Annotated in this window: 14 protein-coding genes; 5 read left to right on the top strand and 9 right to left on the bottom strand. The window is 74.8% G+C overall.

What is annotated here, in order from left to right; genetic code table 11:
• Window positions 1–80: 80 nt before the first annotated feature.
• Window positions 81–1,292: an MFS transporter gene (locus tag ABT048_RS31285; RefSeq protein WP_350524921.1), complete on the top strand. Its 1,212-nt coding sequence runs from the start codon at window positions 81–83 to the stop codon at window positions 1,290–1,292.
• Window positions 1,293–1,390: 98 nt separating this feature from the next.
• On the opposite strand, the gene ABT048_RS31280 is transcribed toward ABT048_RS31285, so the two are convergent.
• The 4 genes from ABT048_RS31280 to ABT048_RS31265 form a co-directional block, all read right to left on the bottom strand.
• Window positions 1,391–2,527 carry a LacI family DNA-binding transcriptional regulator gene (locus ABT048_RS31280; protein WP_350524920.1) on the bottom strand — a complete coding sequence of 379 codons (1,137 nt, stop codon included), beginning with the start codon at window positions 2,525–2,527 and terminating at the stop codon, window positions 1,391–1,393.
• 64 nt (window positions 2,528–2,591) lie between these two features.
• Entirely contained in the window at window positions 2,592–2,936 is a 345-nt protein-coding gene (locus ABT048_RS31275; protein WP_350524919.1) for a DUF4229 domain-containing protein, read from the bottom strand.
• A gap of 178 nt (window positions 2,937–3,114) precedes the next feature.
• Complete coding sequence (locus ABT048_RS31270; RefSeq protein WP_350524918.1) at window positions 3,115–3,642, bottom strand: GNAT family N-acetyltransferase; 528 nt, start codon at window positions 3,640–3,642, stop codon at window positions 3,115–3,117.
• Window positions 3,643–3,652: 10 nt separating this feature from the next.
• Entirely contained in the window at window positions 3,653–5,080 is a 1,428-nt protein-coding gene (locus ABT048_RS31265; RefSeq protein ID WP_350524964.1) for an MFS transporter, read from the bottom strand.
• A gap of 215 nt (window positions 5,081–5,295) precedes the next feature.
• On the opposite strand from ABT048_RS31265, the gene ABT048_RS31260 reads away from it, so the two are divergent.
• On the top strand, window positions 5,296–6,267 hold the full coding sequence (locus ABT048_RS31260; RefSeq protein ID WP_350524917.1) for a GlxA family transcriptional regulator: 972 nt from the start codon (window positions 5,296–5,298) through the stop codon (window positions 6,265–6,267).
• A 471-nt stretch (window positions 6,268–6,738) separates the two neighbouring features.
• Here the strand turns inward: ABT048_RS31260 and ABT048_RS31255 are convergent, their stop codons facing one another.
• Window positions 6,739–7,218 (bottom strand): ATP-binding protein, encoded by a 480-nt coding sequence (locus tag ABT048_RS31255; RefSeq protein ID WP_350524916.1) that lies wholly within the window; start codon window positions 7,216–7,218, stop codon window positions 6,739–6,741.
• Between the two features lie 702 nt (window positions 7,219–7,920).
• Between ABT048_RS31255 and ABT048_RS31250 the strand changes: the two genes are divergently transcribed.
• The gene (locus ABT048_RS31250; RefSeq protein WP_350524915.1) at window positions 7,921–8,496 is read left to right on the top strand and encodes a sigma-70 family RNA polymerase sigma factor; all 576 of its coding nucleotides are present in this window, start codon (window positions 7,921–7,923) and stop codon (window positions 8,494–8,496) included.
• Window positions 8,493–9,725: a zf-HC2 domain-containing protein gene (locus ABT048_RS31245; RefSeq protein ID WP_350524914.1), complete on the top strand. Its 1,233-nt coding sequence runs from the start codon at window positions 8,493–8,495 to the stop codon at window positions 9,723–9,725. Before ABT048_RS31250 ends, ABT048_RS31245 begins: the two co-directional genes overlap by 4 nt.
• A gap of 3 nt (window positions 9,726–9,728) precedes the next feature.
• Here the strand turns inward: ABT048_RS31245 and purU are convergent, their stop codons facing one another.
• Window positions 9,729–10,595, bottom strand: coding sequence for a formyltetrahydrofolate deformylase (purU, locus tag ABT048_RS31240; protein WP_350524913.1), 867 nt, complete (start codon window positions 10,593–10,595; stop codon window positions 9,729–9,731).
• A 129-nt stretch (window positions 10,596–10,724) separates the two neighbouring features.
• Window positions 10,725–11,159 (bottom strand): SCO4402 family protein, encoded by a 435-nt coding sequence (locus tag ABT048_RS31235; RefSeq protein ID WP_470330439.1) that lies wholly within the window; start codon window positions 11,157–11,159, stop codon window positions 10,725–10,727.
• Between the two features lie 256 nt (window positions 11,160–11,415).
• On the opposite strand from ABT048_RS31235, the gene ABT048_RS31230 reads away from it, so the two are divergent.
• Window positions 11,416–12,720 carry an ABC transporter substrate-binding protein gene (locus ABT048_RS31230; protein WP_350524911.1) on the top strand — a complete coding sequence of 435 codons (1,305 nt, stop codon included), beginning with the start codon at window positions 11,416–11,418 and terminating at the stop codon, window positions 12,718–12,720.
• An 84-nt stretch (window positions 12,721–12,804) separates the two neighbouring features.
• Here the strand turns inward: ABT048_RS31230 and ABT048_RS31225 are convergent, their stop codons facing one another.
• Window positions 12,805–14,067: a hypothetical protein gene (locus ABT048_RS31225; protein ID WP_350524910.1), complete on the bottom strand. Its 1,263-nt coding sequence runs from the start codon at window positions 14,065–14,067 to the stop codon at window positions 12,805–12,807.
• A gap of 177 nt (window positions 14,068–14,244) precedes the next feature.
• Window positions 14,245–15,621 carry an NsdA family TPR-like regulatory protein gene (locus ABT048_RS31220; protein ID WP_350524909.1) on the bottom strand — a complete coding sequence of 459 codons (1,377 nt, stop codon included), beginning with the start codon at window positions 15,619–15,621 and terminating at the stop codon, window positions 14,245–14,247.
• Window positions 15,622–15,735 lie beyond the last annotated feature (114 nt).

The following is a 15,735-nucleotide window of genomic DNA, read 5'->3' as shown; positions in this document are numbered from 1 at the left end:
TCCGATTGACCGGCAAGCAGTTATACGTATAACCTTGACGGCGTCCCCGCCCCCGCCTGCCCAGACCGGAGAAGACGCCGATGGGCTACCTCGCCCTGCTCCGCGCCCCGCACGTGACCCGCCTGCTCCTCGGCACCCTGCTCGGCCGCCTGCCCGCCGGCATGACCGCCCTGGTGATCGCCCTCGCCCTGCGCGAGGCCGGCGCGCCGTACGGGCGGATCGGGCTGGCCACCGCCGCGTACGCGATCTCGGCGGCCGTCGGCGGGCCGGTGCTCGGCCGGATCGTGGACCGCACCGGGCAGCCGCGCATCCTGCTCGCCTCGGCCGTGGTGGCCGGCGGCGGATACGCCCTGCTCGCCCTCGCCCCCGGCTCCGCGCTCGCCGCACCGGTCGGCGCCGCGGTCGCCGGCCTCGCCATGCCCCCGCTGGAGCCCTGCCTGCGCTCGCTCTGGCCGGACGTCGTCGAGGCCGAGCAGCTCGACACCGCCTACGCCTTCGACTCCGCCTCCCAGCAGATCCTCTACGTCGCCGGGCCGCTGGCCGTCGCCGGGATCGCCGGCCTGTTCAGCCCGGTCGTCGCGCTCTGGGTGGCCGCCGGACTGGGCCTGGCCGGCGCCCTGATCGTGGCCACCACCGCACCCGCCAGGGCCTGGCGCGCCCCGGTCCGCGAGCACTCCGCCGGACTGCTCGGACCGCTGCGCTCCCCCGGCCTGGTGCTGCTGCTGGTCGGGCTGGCCGGGGCCGGCTGGGCCGTCGGCGCGCAGAACGTGCTGTTCATCGCCTACGCCGAACGCCACACCGGCGCGCTGCCGGGCGGCGCGGGCACCCTGCTGGCGCTGGCGGCGCTCGGCGGACTGCTCGGCGCGCTCGCCTACGGCGCGGTCAAGTGGCGGCACACCACCGCCACCCGCACCTGGGTGATGGCGCTCGCGATGGCCGCCAGCTACCTGCCGCTGATCGCCCTGCCCGGGCCGTACCCGATGGCCGCACTGGCCTTCCTCTCCGGGATCATGCTGGCGCCCCTGCTCGCGGCGGCGTTCGTGCTGGTCGCCGAGCTGGCGCCGACCGGCACCGTCACCGAGGCCTTCGCCTGGCTGGTCACGCTGTTCGCCACCGGCAACTCGCTCGGCTACGCCGTCTCCGGCAGCCTCGCCGAGAGCTCGCTGCAGTCGGTCGCGCTGTGCGCGGCGGGCGGGATCGCCCTCGGCGGGCTGCTGCTGTTCGGCTCCCGGCGCTGGTTCCACCCGGCGCCGGTCGTACCGGGCGCGGCCCGGCCCGTCCCGGTGGGCTGAGCCCACCCCACGAACGACTGCGCCCACCGGTGGTCTGGCCGGTGGGCGCAGTCCTCTCCCCGTCCGGTCCGACCGGGCGAACCTCCGGGACCGGGGCGCTACGCCGAGGCCGTGGAGGCCCGCAGCACCAGCGAGGTGGCCAGCGGCGCGACCGGCTCCACCCGCTCCCCGCGCAACAGGCCCGCCAGTGCGGCGGCGCCCGCCCGGCCCAGCTCCTCGCCGGGCAGGTCGACGGTGGTCAGCGGCGGGGCGAGCAGCGCGGCCACCGGGACGTTGTCCATGCCGACCACGGACACGTCCTCCGGCACCCGCAGCCCCAGCTCGGCGGCGGCCTGGTAGACCCCGGAGGCGACCACGTCGTCGTCGCAGATCACCGCGCGCGGCCGGTCCGACCGCGCCAGCAGCCGGTCCGCCACGGTCCGCGCGGCCCGGTGCCCCTCGTTCAGGCTCACGCCCAACTCCACGACGTCCAGGCCGAGTTCCCGCACCGCCCGCTCGAAGGCGGCCTGTCGCACCCGGAAGGTGTACGCGGAGTGGGTGGAGCGCAGCCGGCCGATCCGGCGGTGGCCGAGCGCGGCCAGGTGCTCGACGGCGGCGCGCATCCCGCCGGCCACGTCGAGCTCGACGGTCGGGCGGGTGCGGTCGGTGCCCGGGTCGGCGTCCAGGAAGACGGCGGGGGTGTCGGCGGGCAGCTCACCGAGCTGGCTGTCGTCCGGGGAGCAGATCAGCAGGCCGTCGAAGCGCCCGGCGGTGGCGGCCTCGGCGAGGGTGGCGCTGCCCCAGCCGGAACTCACCACGACGGCCAGGCCGTTGCGGCCGGCCTCCTGGTGGACGCCGTCCAGCACCCGGCCGAAGAACGGGCCCTGGAGGTTCGGCACGGCGAGCAGGATCATCCCGCTGCGGCCCAGCCGCAGCTGCCGGCCGGCCGCCTGCGGACGGTAGCCGAGGCTGCGGGCGGCCTCCCGGACCCGTTGCCGGGTGGCCTCGGAAACCCGCCGCCCGGCCTCGGCACCGGAGAAGACCAGCGACACGGTGGCCTGGGAGACCCCGGCGAGCCGGGCCACGTCCCGCCCGGTGGGCCGGCGCACGGGGGCCGGCCAGGTCCCGAGCTCGTTCTCGGCGGACGACGAGTCGGGCGACGAACCGGACGACAAGTCGGACGACGACTTGGGCGACGAGCCGGACGGCTGCGCGGACGGCTCGGACTGCAGCTCGACCGGCTGCTCGGACGGCACGGGATCCGGGGTGGCGGGCACGGCGGCTGCGGCGGCGGCTCGGCGGTCGGGGGTGGGGCCGGGGTCAGTTCTGCCCGGCGGTCGCCGCGCGGGCGGCGTCGTCGGCGGCGTCCTCCTCGGCGTTCTGCGCGGCGATCCGGTCGGCGGTACGGCTGCGGATCCCGGTGACCTTGCCGCTGATCTGGGCGGACATCTCGTCACGCTGCTTGCTCAGCAGGGCGTAGCTGAGCGGCGCGGAGGCGATCGCGGCCAGCAGGAAGAGGAAGATCACGCCCGCCTCGCCGCTGACCGGAATGATCTGGAAGTGCCCGAGCAGCAGGGCCACCAGCAGGCACCCGAGGAAGATGCTGACCCGCATGGAGGTGTAGCGGAGCGTGGCGTGCGACTTTCCCGGGCCGTTGCTGCTCACTGGAACACATCCTTCTCGTTGTGCGGGGCGGGCCGGCGGGGCGGCCGGCGGGGTCGGGGCGGTCCTCCAGTCAAGCATGCCTGACGCCCGGCGCGGCCGGGGCCCCTCCTGCCCGGTGCCGGACGGGAGGGCGGGCCGCCCGCCGCGGCCGGCCGCCGCCGCCGCCCGGGGACCGGGATCAGCGCAGATCGAGCCACATCGTGATGTCGTCGCGGTCGTCCCCGGGGGCGACCCGGATCGCGGCCGGCACCCGACCGACCTCGCGGTAGCCGCTGCGGGCGTAGAACTGCTCCAGTCCCAGGCCGCCGCGCGCGGTGAGCCGCAGCGACTGCAGGCCCCACTCCCTGGCGACCCGCTCGGCCTCGGCGAGCAACTCGGCGCCGTGGCCCCGGCCCTGGCAGTCGGGGTGCACCATGACCCGCTTGAGCATCCGCCAGTGCTCCATCGGGCCGAAGCGCATCGACGCGAAGAACAGCACGCCCACCAGCCGGCCGGTGTCGGCGTCGTGCGCGGCCAGCAGCCGGTCCGGACCGTCCGGGCCGACCCCGTCGAACTGGTGGTCGGCGGTGTCCCACACCTCCTCCTCGGTGACCGGCGCCACGAAGCCGACCGCGCCGCCGGCGTTGGTCACGTCGGTCCAGAGGCGGACGATCTCCGTCCGCAGGTCGGGGTCGAGCTTGGGATCCAGCGTGAAGGTGAGCGCCATGGAGCGGAGCCTAGACCTCCGCGGTGACAGCCTTCCCGCCGACACCGGCAGCCCCGCCGGCACCGCCAGCCCTGGCAGCACCTGCAGCACCGCCGGCACCGGTCGTGCCCGGCCGGTCGGTCCGCCCGGTCCGCAGCGCCAGGCAGAGCCCGACCGCGACCGCGCACAGCCCGCCGGCGCCGTACCAGGTCAGGTCGTAGTTGCCGAGCGCGTCGCGGGCCAGGCCCGCCAGCCCGGCGACGACGGCCGCACCGATCTGGTGGGCGGCCAGGACCCAGCCGAAGACGATCGGGGCGTCCTCGCCGAAGTGCCGGCGGCACAGCGCGACGGTCGGCGGCACGGTGGCGACCCAGTCCAGGCCGTAGAAGACCACGAAGGCCAGGATCGGCGGGTGCAGCGAGCCGGCCAGCAGCTGCGGCAGCAGGAGCAGGGAGAGGCCGCGCAGCCCGTAGTAGACCGTCAGCAGCACCCGGGAGTCGAGCCGGTCGGTGAGCCAGCCGCTGAAGACGGTGCCGACCACGTCGAAGACGCCGATCAGGGCGAGCAGGCTCGCCGCGGTGGTGACCGGCATGCCGTGGTCGTGCGCGGCCGGGATGAAGTGGGTGCCGACCAGGCCGGCGGTGGTGGCGCCGCAGATCGCGAAGGAGCCGGCCAGCAGCCAGAAGGCCCGGGTGCGGGCGGCGGAGCGCAGCACCCGCAGCGAGCGGGCCAGCGCGCGGGTGTCACCGACGGGCGGGGCCGGCGGCTCCTCGGTGGCGCCGTAAGGGAGCAGGCCGACGTCGGCGGGCCGCTCGCGCATCAGCAGCAGGACCGGGACGGCGACGGCACTGGCGGCGAGCGAGACCACGACCACGGCCGAGCGCCAGCCGTGCTGTTCGACCAGCCAGGCGCCGACCGGCAGGAAGACCAGGTTCCCGGCCGCGCCGGCGGCGGTCAGCACGCCGGTGACCAGGCCCTGGCGCGCCCGGAACCAGCGACCGGTGATGGTGGTGGCGAAGGCGCCGGCCATCGAGCCGCTGCCGAGGCCGACCAGCACGCCCCAGCAGAGCACCAGTTGCCAGGGCTCGCGCATCAGCATGGTGAGCCCGGAGCCGACCGAGATGGTCAGCAGCGCGCAGACCACCACGAGGCGCACCCCGAACCGGTCCATCAGGGCGGCGGCGAACGGGGCGGTGAGGCCGTAGAGGGTCAGGTTGACGGAGGTGGCGCTGGAGATGGTCCCGAGCGACCAGCCGAACTCGTTGTGCAGGGCGTCCATCATCAGGCTCGGGGTGGAGCGGAAGCCGGCCGAGCCGAGCAGGACGAGCAGGGAGACGCCGGCCACCACCCAGGCGTAGTGCACCCGGGGGCGCCCGGCCTGCGCGGCCCGTTCGGGGCCGGCCGGCCGTGCGGCAGCCGGATCGGGAACGGTCGGGCCGGAATCGGCCGGGTCGGACATGGTCGGACCGGAGTCGGCCGGGCCGGGAACGCTCGGACCGGAGTCGGCCGGATCGGGGAGGGGCGTGGTGGGGGCGAGGGCGCTGCGTTCGGTCACGCGACGAGTGTTCCGGGCCGCCGCGCCCCGGACGAGTGGCCTGAATGACAGCTTTCGCAAGGATCGGGCCACGACCCGGCGTACGCTGTCCCGGACCCACCGACAGCCGAGGGGACCTCATGGCGCACCTGGTCGCGGTACTCGCCCTGGAGGGCGTGATCGCCTTCGAACTCGGCATCCCGGCCCGCATCTTCGGCGGCGCCAAGGACCCGGCCGGACGGCCCTTCTACGAGGTGGCCACCTGCACCCTGGACGGGCGGCCGGTCGCCACCAGCGCCGACTTCCGGGTCGCCGTCGACCACGGTCCCGAGCTCCTGGAACGGGCCGACACGGTGGTGATCCCGGCCTCCGCCGACTCCAGCCCGGCGGTCGCCGACGCCTGCTTCACCCCCGCACTGGCCGCCGCGCTGGCCCGGATCCGGCCCGGCACCCGGCTGATGTCGATCTGCACCGGCTCGTTCATCCTGGCCGCCGCCGGCTTGCTGGACGGCCGCCCGGCCACCACCCACTGGCGCTACACCGACCGCTTCGCCCGGCTGTTCCCCGCGGTGCGGCTCGACCCGGACGTGCTCTACACCGACGACGGCGACATCCTCACCTCCGGCGGGGTCGCCGCCGGGGTGGACCTCTGCCTGCACGTGGTGCGCCGCGACCACGGCAGCGCGGTGGCCAACGCGGTGGCCCGCAACTGCCTGGTGCCGCCGTGGCGCGAGGGCGGCCAGAAGCAGTACGTGGAAGCCCCGAGCCCGGTGGACGCCGGCGACCACGGCACCACCGCGGTGCGCGCCTGGGCGCTGGAGCACCTGGACCGGCCGCTCACCCTGCGCCTCCTCGCCGACCGGGCGGGCATGAGCGTACGGACCTTCACCCGGCGGTTCCGCGAGGAGACCGGCGCCAGCCCCGGCCAGTGGATCACCACCCAGCGCACCGAGCGCGCCCGCCAGCTGCTGGAACGCACCGATCTGACGATCGACCAGGTCGCCCGGGAATCCGGTTTCGGCACCGCCGCCTCGTTGCGGCTGCAACTGCGCGGCCGCCTCGACGTGGCGCCCAGCGCCTACCGGCGCACCTTCCGCGCCGCCCCCCGGTAGTCCGCGGGCAGGCCCGCCCGGCGGACTCGTCGACGGATCCGCCGACGACAGCACGGGCAAGGCACGGGCAACGCACGGGCAAGGTCCCGGAACCGGCCCCGGTGGTGGCCGGATTCCGCCGCTCCACGGAGACGCAGTGGATGGCGGCAGGCCGCGCGCACCCCGAGCACGGCACGGCGCACCGCCATCCAACCGCGACGCGCGGGCCCTGAACCCGCGCCGCGGCCTCCGCACTCGCCGAGGAACGGTCCGCGACCGGCAGTCCGCGGCCCCCCTCGCTGACACGATCCCCCTGGACAGCGGCACCGCGGCGGTGGACGGACGAACCCCTCGGCGTCCCCTCGCGTCGGAGAGCCGCACCCAAGCGTGATCAGTCGGATACGTCACGTCAATGGGTAGTCGGAAATTCGGAATGGTTGCGTCACCTTTCGGCCGGTGATCGCCACGGCGCCGCGGCCACCGGGAAAGCCGCTATTGCGCCAAAGCCGCCCAGTCCACGTCGGCCAGCGGATCGGCCGGCCGGGCGTCGGCACCGATCTCGCACCAGACCCGCTTGCCCGAGCCGTCCGGGTACCAGCCCCAGCGCTCGCAGAGCAGCTCGACCAGCTCCAGGCCGCGCCCGTTGGTCGCATCCTCGTCGGCCCCGGCGTGCCGCGGGGCGGGGGCGGCCTGGCTCGCGTCGGCGACCTCCACCCGCAGCGGGGCGACCGACCCGCTCGCCTCCCGCGGCTCCTCCTCGGTCATCGGCAGGCAGAGCCGCAGTACCGCCGGGCAGCCGGTGTGCACCACGGCGTTGGTCACCAGCTCCGAGACCACCAGCACCACCGTCTCGGCCATCGGCGCGTCCGGGTCCACCCCGTGGTTCAGCAGCCGCGAGCGCACCCACCGACGGGCCCGGCCGACCTCGGCGGGGTCCGCCTGCACCGCAAGCTGTACCTGAAGAACCTGCACCGCTCCACCACCCGCACTCGCAGTTCGGCCTAAGTCCCGATCGGGCCGGATCGACCGGCCGGCGGGCCCTCGCACTCCGCCCGGCGCCACCCGGGCCGCACCCGGGCGACCGCCCGGTCCGTCCACCCGCGCCCACTCGTCCGCGCCGACTCGTCGGTCGCGCACCGGCCGCGACACGAATACGCCTCAGGATGAGCGGGCCGACGGACCGCAGCAAGCGCTTCGGGCATATTCCGGCGATCGGGGGACAGGGCAGTGCATACTGTCCCGCTCACTCTCACGAGCCTCGTACCGGCGCTCGTCCGGCCCGGGCCGAACCGCCGGTCCCAGCGGGCGCGTCCGGCTGCTCGCGCGGATCCGGCGCGGGTCGTCGGCCACGCCCTGGTCCGGAACCTACCGCCGGACACCCCCGGTGCCCCGCCCGCCACTCGCGAACCACCCGTGCGACATATGTCCAGCAGGTCTCGAACAGCGGCATCGGCGGACGGTCCCACGAACGGACCGTCGCACCATGTGACCATCCCCGCCCGATCGACGGTCCACGCCCGGCCGACGGTCCACCCGGGCCGACGGTCCACGGCGATCCGGCGAACCGGCGATCCGCGAGGACCGGTTCCGTTCTTGCCGGATTCCGTCCACTGCGGACCGGCCGCAAGATACCGTTGGGTAAGCCAGCGACCCCGGGCAGGAGGGTGGTTCCCGATGGCCACCCCGGAGCGGCCCCCGCGCTGGGACGAGCAGCTGCAACGCCGCCTCGCGCGCGGCGAGGAGACGGCGCTCGGCGAACTCTACGACCAGCTCGCGCCGATGGTGCACGGTCTGGCCGGACGGATACTGGCCGACCAGGCCGCCGCCGCCCAGCTGACCCGGGAGATCTTCGCCCACGTCTGGGAGCACCCCGAGGACTTCGACCCCGCCGAGGGCACCCTGCGCTCCTGGCTCGGCGCCCTCACCCACCGCCGCGCCGTCGAACGGCTGCGGGCGCGGCGGGCCGCCGAGCACGGACCGGGCGGCGACCTCCGGGGCGCCGAGGCGGAGATCCGCGCCGTGGCCACCGCCGCGCGCATCCAGTACGTGGTCGACTCCCTGCCCCAACCCCTGCGTGAGACCATCGCGGTGACGTACTACGACGGCCGCACCTACCGGGAGACGGCCCGGCTGCTCGGCATCAGCGAGCAGGCCGCCAAGCAGCGGATGCGGCTCGGACTGGAGCTGCTGGCCACCGAACTGGCCGAGGAGCGCGCCCGCCAGGACGAAGCCGGGGACGGGGAGACGTGAGCAGCACTGAGGAGCAGCACGACGCCCTGCGCTCGCTGCTCGGCGCCTGGGCCCTCGGTGCCTGTCCGACCCGCGACGCCGCCGACCTGGAACAGCACCTGCGCGGCTGCCCGGAGTGCGCCGAGGAGGGTGCCCGACTGCGCGACGCGGCCGGCTGGCTCTCCCTGGACGAGCCGCTGGACCAGCCCGGCTCGCTGCGCCAGCAGGTGCTCGACTGGTGCCTGGCCCGCCGACCGGCCGAACTGCCCGTCCCCGCCTGGGGCATGCCGTACACCGCGGAGACCGCCAAGCTCGACGCGCTGCTGCGCGACCTCGGCCCGGAGGAGTGGCAGGAGGTGGCCGAACTGCCGTGGCACGGCGGCACCGAGCGGCTGCGCCCGGCCGAGGTGCTCTCCCGACTGACCGCGGTGGACGGCTTCCTGGCGCTCGCCCTCGGCCTGCCCGACCCGGTGCCCGCCGCCCCGGGCGCCCCCGCACCGGGCGCCGCCGCCGCGGCCACCGGACGACGGGTGCCGCCGCAGGACCCGGCCGGGCCGCCCGCGGCGCCGCGCGTCCCGCCGCAGGGCGGCCGGTACGCCGCGATCACCGCGCGCACCGCCCGGCTGCTCGGCGACCAGGGCGCCCTGCCCCCGCAGTCGGTGCGCTCCCGGTGGCGGCGGCAGACCCACGACCTGGTGCGCAGCGCCGCGCTCGCCCCGCAGGGCAACACCCCGGTCGACTACGGCTGCGCGGTGCTGCCGCTGCGCGACGCCTTCGTGGACCGCGCCCTGGAGTGCTACGTGCACGGCGAGGACGTGGCCCGCGCGGTCGCCTACCCGTACGACCCGCCAGCGCCGCAGCACCTGCGGCAGATGGTGGAGTTGGTGGTCCGGCTGCTCCCCCGGGCGCTGGCCGGCCTGCGCGCCGCCCGTCCCGAGCACGCCGGGGCGCCGGCCGCGCGGGACGGCGGGCACCCGGCCGCCCGTCGGCTGCGGCTGGTGGTCGACGGCCCGGCGAGCGGCGAGTGGCTGGTCCCGTTGGACCCCGCCGACGGCACGGGCGGCAGCGGCAGCCCGGACGCGGGGCCGCCCGGCGGGGAGCCGGTGGCGTCGATGGTGCTGGACGGCCTGGAGCTCTGCCTGCTGGCCGCCGCGCACCGTGACCCGGACCGGCTGCCGGTCGGCGAGCACGGTGACCGGGCCGCGGTGCGCGAGGTGCTGCACGCGCTCCCGCTGCTGTCCCGGCCCTGAGGCTCAGGCGAAGACGACGGTACGGGCGCCGTCGAGCAGGACCCGGTGCTCGCTGTGCCACTTCACCGCGCGGGCCAGCGCCTGGCACTCGACGTCCCGGCCGAGCGCGACCAGCTGGTCCGGGCTGACGTCGTGGGTGACCCGGGCCACCTCCTGCTCGATGATCGGGCCCTCGTCCAGGTCGGCCGTGACGTAGTGCGCGGTGGCGCCGATCAGCTTCACCCCGCGGGCGTGCGCCTGGTGGTACGGCTTGGCGCCCTTGAAGCTCGGCAGGAAGGAGTGGTGGATGTTGATCACGCGGCCGGACAGCTCGGTGCACAGCTGGTCGGAGAGCACCTGCATGTAGCGGGCCAGCACGACCAGTTCGACCTGCTCCTCGGCGACCAGGTCGAGCAGCCGCTGCTCGGCCTGCTCCTTGGTGTCCTTGGTGACCGGGATGTGGTGGAACGGGATCCCGTAGCCCTCGGTCAGGTCCTGCAGGTCGGTGTGGTTGGAGACCACCGCGACGATCTCCACCGGCAGCGCGCCGATCCGGGTGCGGTACAGCAGGTCGTTCAGGCAGTGCCCGAACTTGCTGACCATGAGGATGATCCGCATCCGCTCCTCGGTCGGGTGGAGCTGCCAGTCCATCCCGAAGGAGGCGCCGATCGCGGCGAAGCTGGCCCGCAGCTTGTCGGCGGTGACCGGCTCGGGGGCGGAGAAGTGCACCCGCATGAAGAAGAGTCCGCTGTCGGCGTCCCCGAACTGCTGGCTGTCGATGATGTTGCAGCCGGTCATGAAGAGGTAGCTGGAGACAGCGTGGACGATGCCCTGCTTGTCGGGGCAGGACAGCGTGAGGACGTACTGGGCGCCGGCCGGCTGCTGTTCCACGTGGGGGTATCCCGTTCTGAGTTCGTGGCGTGCGGTGGACGGTCCAGCGTGTCACATCCTGGACAGCCGCCGCCCCGCTGCCCGTACTGCGGGACGGCTCCGTCCGACCGGGGCCGCCGCCCCCGCGGGTCAGACCTGGGTGAGGATGCGCAGCACGTCCAGCGACTTGGGCGCCGCGTCCGGGTCGTCCCCGTCGCCCACGGCCAGCAGCACGTGCGCCTCGCGGGCGGCCCGGACGGTCTCCGGCCACCCGGGGTGGCCGAGGTAGGCGGAGGCCGGGGCGTCCGCACCCACCTCGTGCAGCATCTGCACCGCGCGCAGCACCGCGACGTCGACCAGCGCGGCCTCGGCCGGATCCCGGAAGATCGTGCCCACGTACTTCTCGGCGGACCAGCGGTCCAGCCAGGTGTCCTCGACCAGCCGGTAGACGGCGTCGGTCACGTCCCCGTAGCCCTCCCGGCCGGCCAGCCAGGCCTCCTGCTGGAAACCGGGGTCGGACAGCATGTGCAGCGCCGAGCGCAGTCGGGCTCGCCAGCGCCACCAGGGCAGGTCGTTGAGCGGCATGCCGCCCATGGTGCTGGAGCGGTGCCCCGGACGAGAAGGGTTTCGGGCGGACCGGTGCGAAGAATCTGTGCTGGCGGACATGGTCAACGATCGTACGTTCCTCGTCCGTTCGTACTCCACTCCGGAATCTACACGCGTACTCCACCGGATTTCAGCCTTCGTTTTCCGATCGTTCACACTTCGGCCCTCTCGGCTTGTGGCACCGGGGCTTGGCTGATTCCGGTGCGCCGGAGTGCGCCCCAGAGAGGGAAGACCGATGACCAGCCGAAGGGACTCGTTCCAGGCCCGTCCGCCGATCGGGCGGCGCCGCCGCCGACGTCCGATCGCCGCCGCCGCGACAGCTGCGGCGCTGCTCCCCGCCCTCTTCTCGGCCTCCGCGTGCGGCGGACCGGCCGATGCCTCCAGCGGCGGCGGCGGCGAGCTGACCGTGATGACGTGGGCCCCGTCCGGGACCGGCTCCGCCGACCGGCCGGGCATGACCGCGCTCGCCTCCGCGATCGGCCAGGACGTCAACATCAAGGGCGGGCTGAACGGCCGCCGGCTGCGGGTGATCACCTGCAACGAGCACAACTCCGTCGACGGCGCCCGCGCCTGCGCCCAGCAGGCGGTGGACGCCAAGGTCGTCGCCGTGATCGGCTCCTACAGCCAGTGGGGCGAGGCCTTCATGCCGGTGCTGGAGCGCGCCGGCATCCCGCTGATCGGCGGGTACGGGCTCTCCCAGCCGGAGTTCTCCAGCCCGCTGTCCTACCCGGTGGACGGCGGCATGCCGGCCCTGATCGCGGGCAGCGGCCGCCAGCTGGTGGACGCCGGGTGCAAGAGCGTGGCCCTGGTCCGCCCGGACACCCCGGCCGGCGACAACCTGATCGGCTACCTGGGCACCGCGCTGCGGCCCGCCGGGCTGCGGTTACTGGACGTCAAGGCGCCCGAGCAGTCCTCCGACTACACCCAGGTCGCCCGCAAGGCGATCGGCAAGGACGAGCCGGGCAACTGCATCACCAGCGCGCTGACCGCCGAGCCGACCGGCAACCTGCTGGACTCCTACCGGCGGCTGAACCCGAAGAACACCCGGATCGCCTCGGTGATCGGCAGCGTGCAGCAGTCGGTGGTCGACTCCACCGGCGGCGACTCCGGACCGCTCAGCGGCGCCTACGTCACCAGCTGGTACCCGCCGGAGTCGGCGAAGATCTGGGACGGGCTGCGCGCGGTGGTGCGCGCGGACACCACCGGCGGCAGCACCATCGACGTCTCCGACCCCGGGGTGCAGACCACCTGGGTCGCGTACGAGGTGTTCCGGACGGTGGCGCAGAAGCTGTCGGAGGCCGGCAAGCCGGTCACCCCGAAGTCGATCACCGGGCTGCTGGACGCCGGCGAGGGCATCGACACCGGGATCACCCCGCCGCTGAACTGGGGCACCACGAGCATGCTGCCCAGCACGGCGTCGCCCCGGCTGGTGAACACCTGGGTCACGTACCAGGTGGTCAGGAACGGGCGGATGACCCTGCAGCAGCCGGGCTTCGTGGACGTCCGCTGGGTGCTCGCCGGGGGCCGTCCGCCGGCGTGACGCGCGACGGGGCGGGCCGACCCCGGCCCGCCTCCACCCGTCGCCCGCCCGCGCCCGTCGGCCGCCCGGGCCCGTCGGCCCCGGCTACAGGTCGCCGTCGCTGCGCGACGGCAGGCCGGTCTGGCCGGCGATCGTGTTCCAGAGCGTGGAGGCCTGCTTCTTCGCGTTGGTCGCGGTGCCGCTGGCCTGGACGGCGTTCTTGTAGTGCTGGTTGTCCTGCTTCTTCGCGTCGCAGGAGGCCTGCGCGTCCTGCGCCCACGCCGCGTACTCGTCGTCGGCCTGGGCCGAGGCGGCCCAGGCCGCGTTCAGCTGCTCGACCAGCTGCTGGCCGCCGGGCAGCTTGTCCGTCTTCAGCTGGCCCAGCTTGGTCTGCAGCTCGCGGCGCTTGCCGGCCGCGGCGGTGAGGGCCTGCTGGGAGTCGGGCAGCTTGTCGCACTTCTGCACCGAGGCGACCGCGGAGACCACCGAGCTGCGGCTGTCGCTCGCGGTGCCCAGCAGGTCCGACAGCGGCTGCGCCTGCGCCTTGACGTCCGGGTCGACGGCGGTGCCGGAGCCGCTCGCGCTCGCCGTGGCGGGGGCCGTGCCGGCGGTGGTCGCGGCCACCGGGGTGGCCTTCCCGCCGCCCTTGGTGTCATCGCCGCCGCTCATCAGGACGGCGACCAGGATGCCGGCCGCCGCGCAGCCCGCCACCACCCCGCCGATGATCAGCTTGTTGGACGGGCGACCGCCGCGGACGGACCCGCCGCCCTGGGTCGCGTCGAAGCCCTGCCCGCGGTCCGGGGCGTAGCCCTGGTTGTAGTCCTGCGCCGGGTAGGCCGGCTGGGGGTGCGCGACGGGGCTCGCGACCGGCGGGTACCCGTAGCCGGGCGCGGACTGCTGCTGCGGGAAGCCAGGCTGGGTCTGCGGCGCGGGGTAGCCGCCCCCCTGCGGATCACCGACCGGGTACGGCGGCAGGTACTGGGTCTCCGGGGCCGGGTCGCCCTGCGGGACGCCGTACCCGGGCTGCGGCGCACCCCACGGCGCGCCCGGCGCGGGCATCGCCTGGCCCGGCATGGACTGGCCGGGCATGGACTGGCCCGGCATCGGCTGGCCCGGCATGGGCTGGGCGGGCACGGCCTGGGTCGGCAGCGCGTGCGCGCCCTCGCCGAGGTACTCCGGCTGCCCGGACGGCTGCCCCACCGGCGGCACCGCCGAGTGCCCCTGCGGCTGTCCCGGCTGACCCTGGAACTGCGGCTGACCCTGGAACTGCGGCTGGCCCGGCTGGCCCTGCGGCTGGCCGGGCTCGGGGCGGAACAGGTCGTCCAGGTTGAAATCACCCGAGTTGGGGTACGAGCGGCGCTGACTCAACGCGATTCCTCACCTGTGCAGGACCGCGCGCTGACGGCGGACCACATCTCGTCGGTTCTTGGGAGCATCACAGTTCCTTGGACGTCGCGCCCACGCTACCGGTTCGCCTCACCGGGTGACCACGTGGGCGGGACATCCGTCACGCTCCCTGCACAGACGGTACGGGTCCGCCGCTGGTCAGGCCGCCTCCGCGTCCGCTCTGGCGTGGAACTCCCGGACCACCCGCTGCTCCCGGTAGGGCTCCAGCCGGCGCCGGAACTCGTCCAGGTACTCCACGCCCCGGTTGGAGCGCAGCCCGCTCAGCAGCCGGACGGCCTGGGTGCCCGTCTCGCAGGCGCGTTCCAGGTCCCGCTGCTGCAGCTGGGCGGTGGCCAGCAGCACCAGGTCCACCGCGCGGCGCCGGACGCGGGTCGGCGGGTGCAGGTCGAGCGCCCGGCGGGCGTAGTGCTCGGCCTGGCCGGCCTGCTCCAGGTCCCGGTGGCAGTGGGCCAGCTCGTCCGCGAGGTAGGCGTCGTCGAAGTGGACGATCCAGTCCGGGTCGTCCTCCGGGCGGCGCTTCTCCATCATCTCCAGCGCTCTGGCCGACACCGCCTCGCAGGAGCGGGCGTCGCCGAGCAGGGCGTGGCCGCGGGCCTCGGCGGCGTAGAACATCGCCATCGCCGTCGGGGTGGCCACCGACCGGGCGCCCTCCTGTGCGGCCCGGGCGAGTTGGGCGATCTCCCGAGGGTTGCCGAGGGTGGCCGCCAGGTGGCTCATCGAGGCGGCCAGCACGTAGCCGCCGTAGCCGCGGTCGTCGGCCGCCTGGGCGAGCCGGAGCGCCTGGATGTAGTAGCGCTGGGCCAGCCCCGGCTGCCCGGTGTCCACCGCCATGTAGCCGGCCAGCTCGGTCAACCGGGCCACCGCGGCGAAGAGTTGGCGGCCGGTCTCCTCCCGGTAGGCGCCGCCGAGCAGGCCGGAGACCACCGAGTTGAGGTAGTGCACCACCACCGGGCGCACGTGCCCGCTGCCGAAGCGGTGGTCCAGGTCGACCAGCATCGCGGTGGTCGCCTTGATCGCGGCCACGTCGGTCGGGCCGACCCGGGGACCGCCGGCGCGCGCCACCACCGGGTCCGGCGGGGTGATCAGCCAGTCCCGGCTGGGCTCCACCAGCGCGGAGGCGGCGACCGTCGCCCCGGTGAGGAAGTCCCGCCGGCCGACGTCGCTGCGCCAGAGCTCGCAGACCTGCTCCAGGGCGGCGCCCAGCGTCGGGGCGAACTGCAGCCCGATGCCCGAGCTGAGGTTCTTGCCGTCCGCCATGCCGATCTCCTCGACCGACACGCTACGGCCGAGCTTGCGGCCCAGGGCCTCGGCGATCACCGCCGGGGCCTGCCCGCGCGGCTGCTGACCGCGCAGCCAGCGGGCGACGGAGGTCTTGTCGTACCGCAGGTCCAGACCGTGCTCGGCACCGCAGAGGTTGACCCTCCGGGCCAGGCCGGCGTTGGAGCAGCTGGCCTCCTGGATCAGTTGCTGCAGACGCTCGTTGGGCTGTCGTGCGACGAGTGGTCTCGCGGCCATTGGGCTTCGCCTCCCCACACCCTCCGGTCCCGGCCGGCGGGCGACGATTCTGCTGATCTGTTGCCGACTGTCCGACCGTCCAAGGAATCTGACACCAGGTTAGCGATCAGCAAC

It is taken from the genome of Kitasatospora sp. NPDC096140 (assembly GCF_040303045.1).
Taxonomy (GTDB): domain Bacteria; phylum Actinomycetota; class Actinomycetes; order Streptomycetales; family Streptomycetaceae; genus Kitasatospora.
The sequence above is the reverse complement of the archived record's forward strand: the minus strand, read 5'-3'. Positions and strand labels throughout refer to the sequence as shown.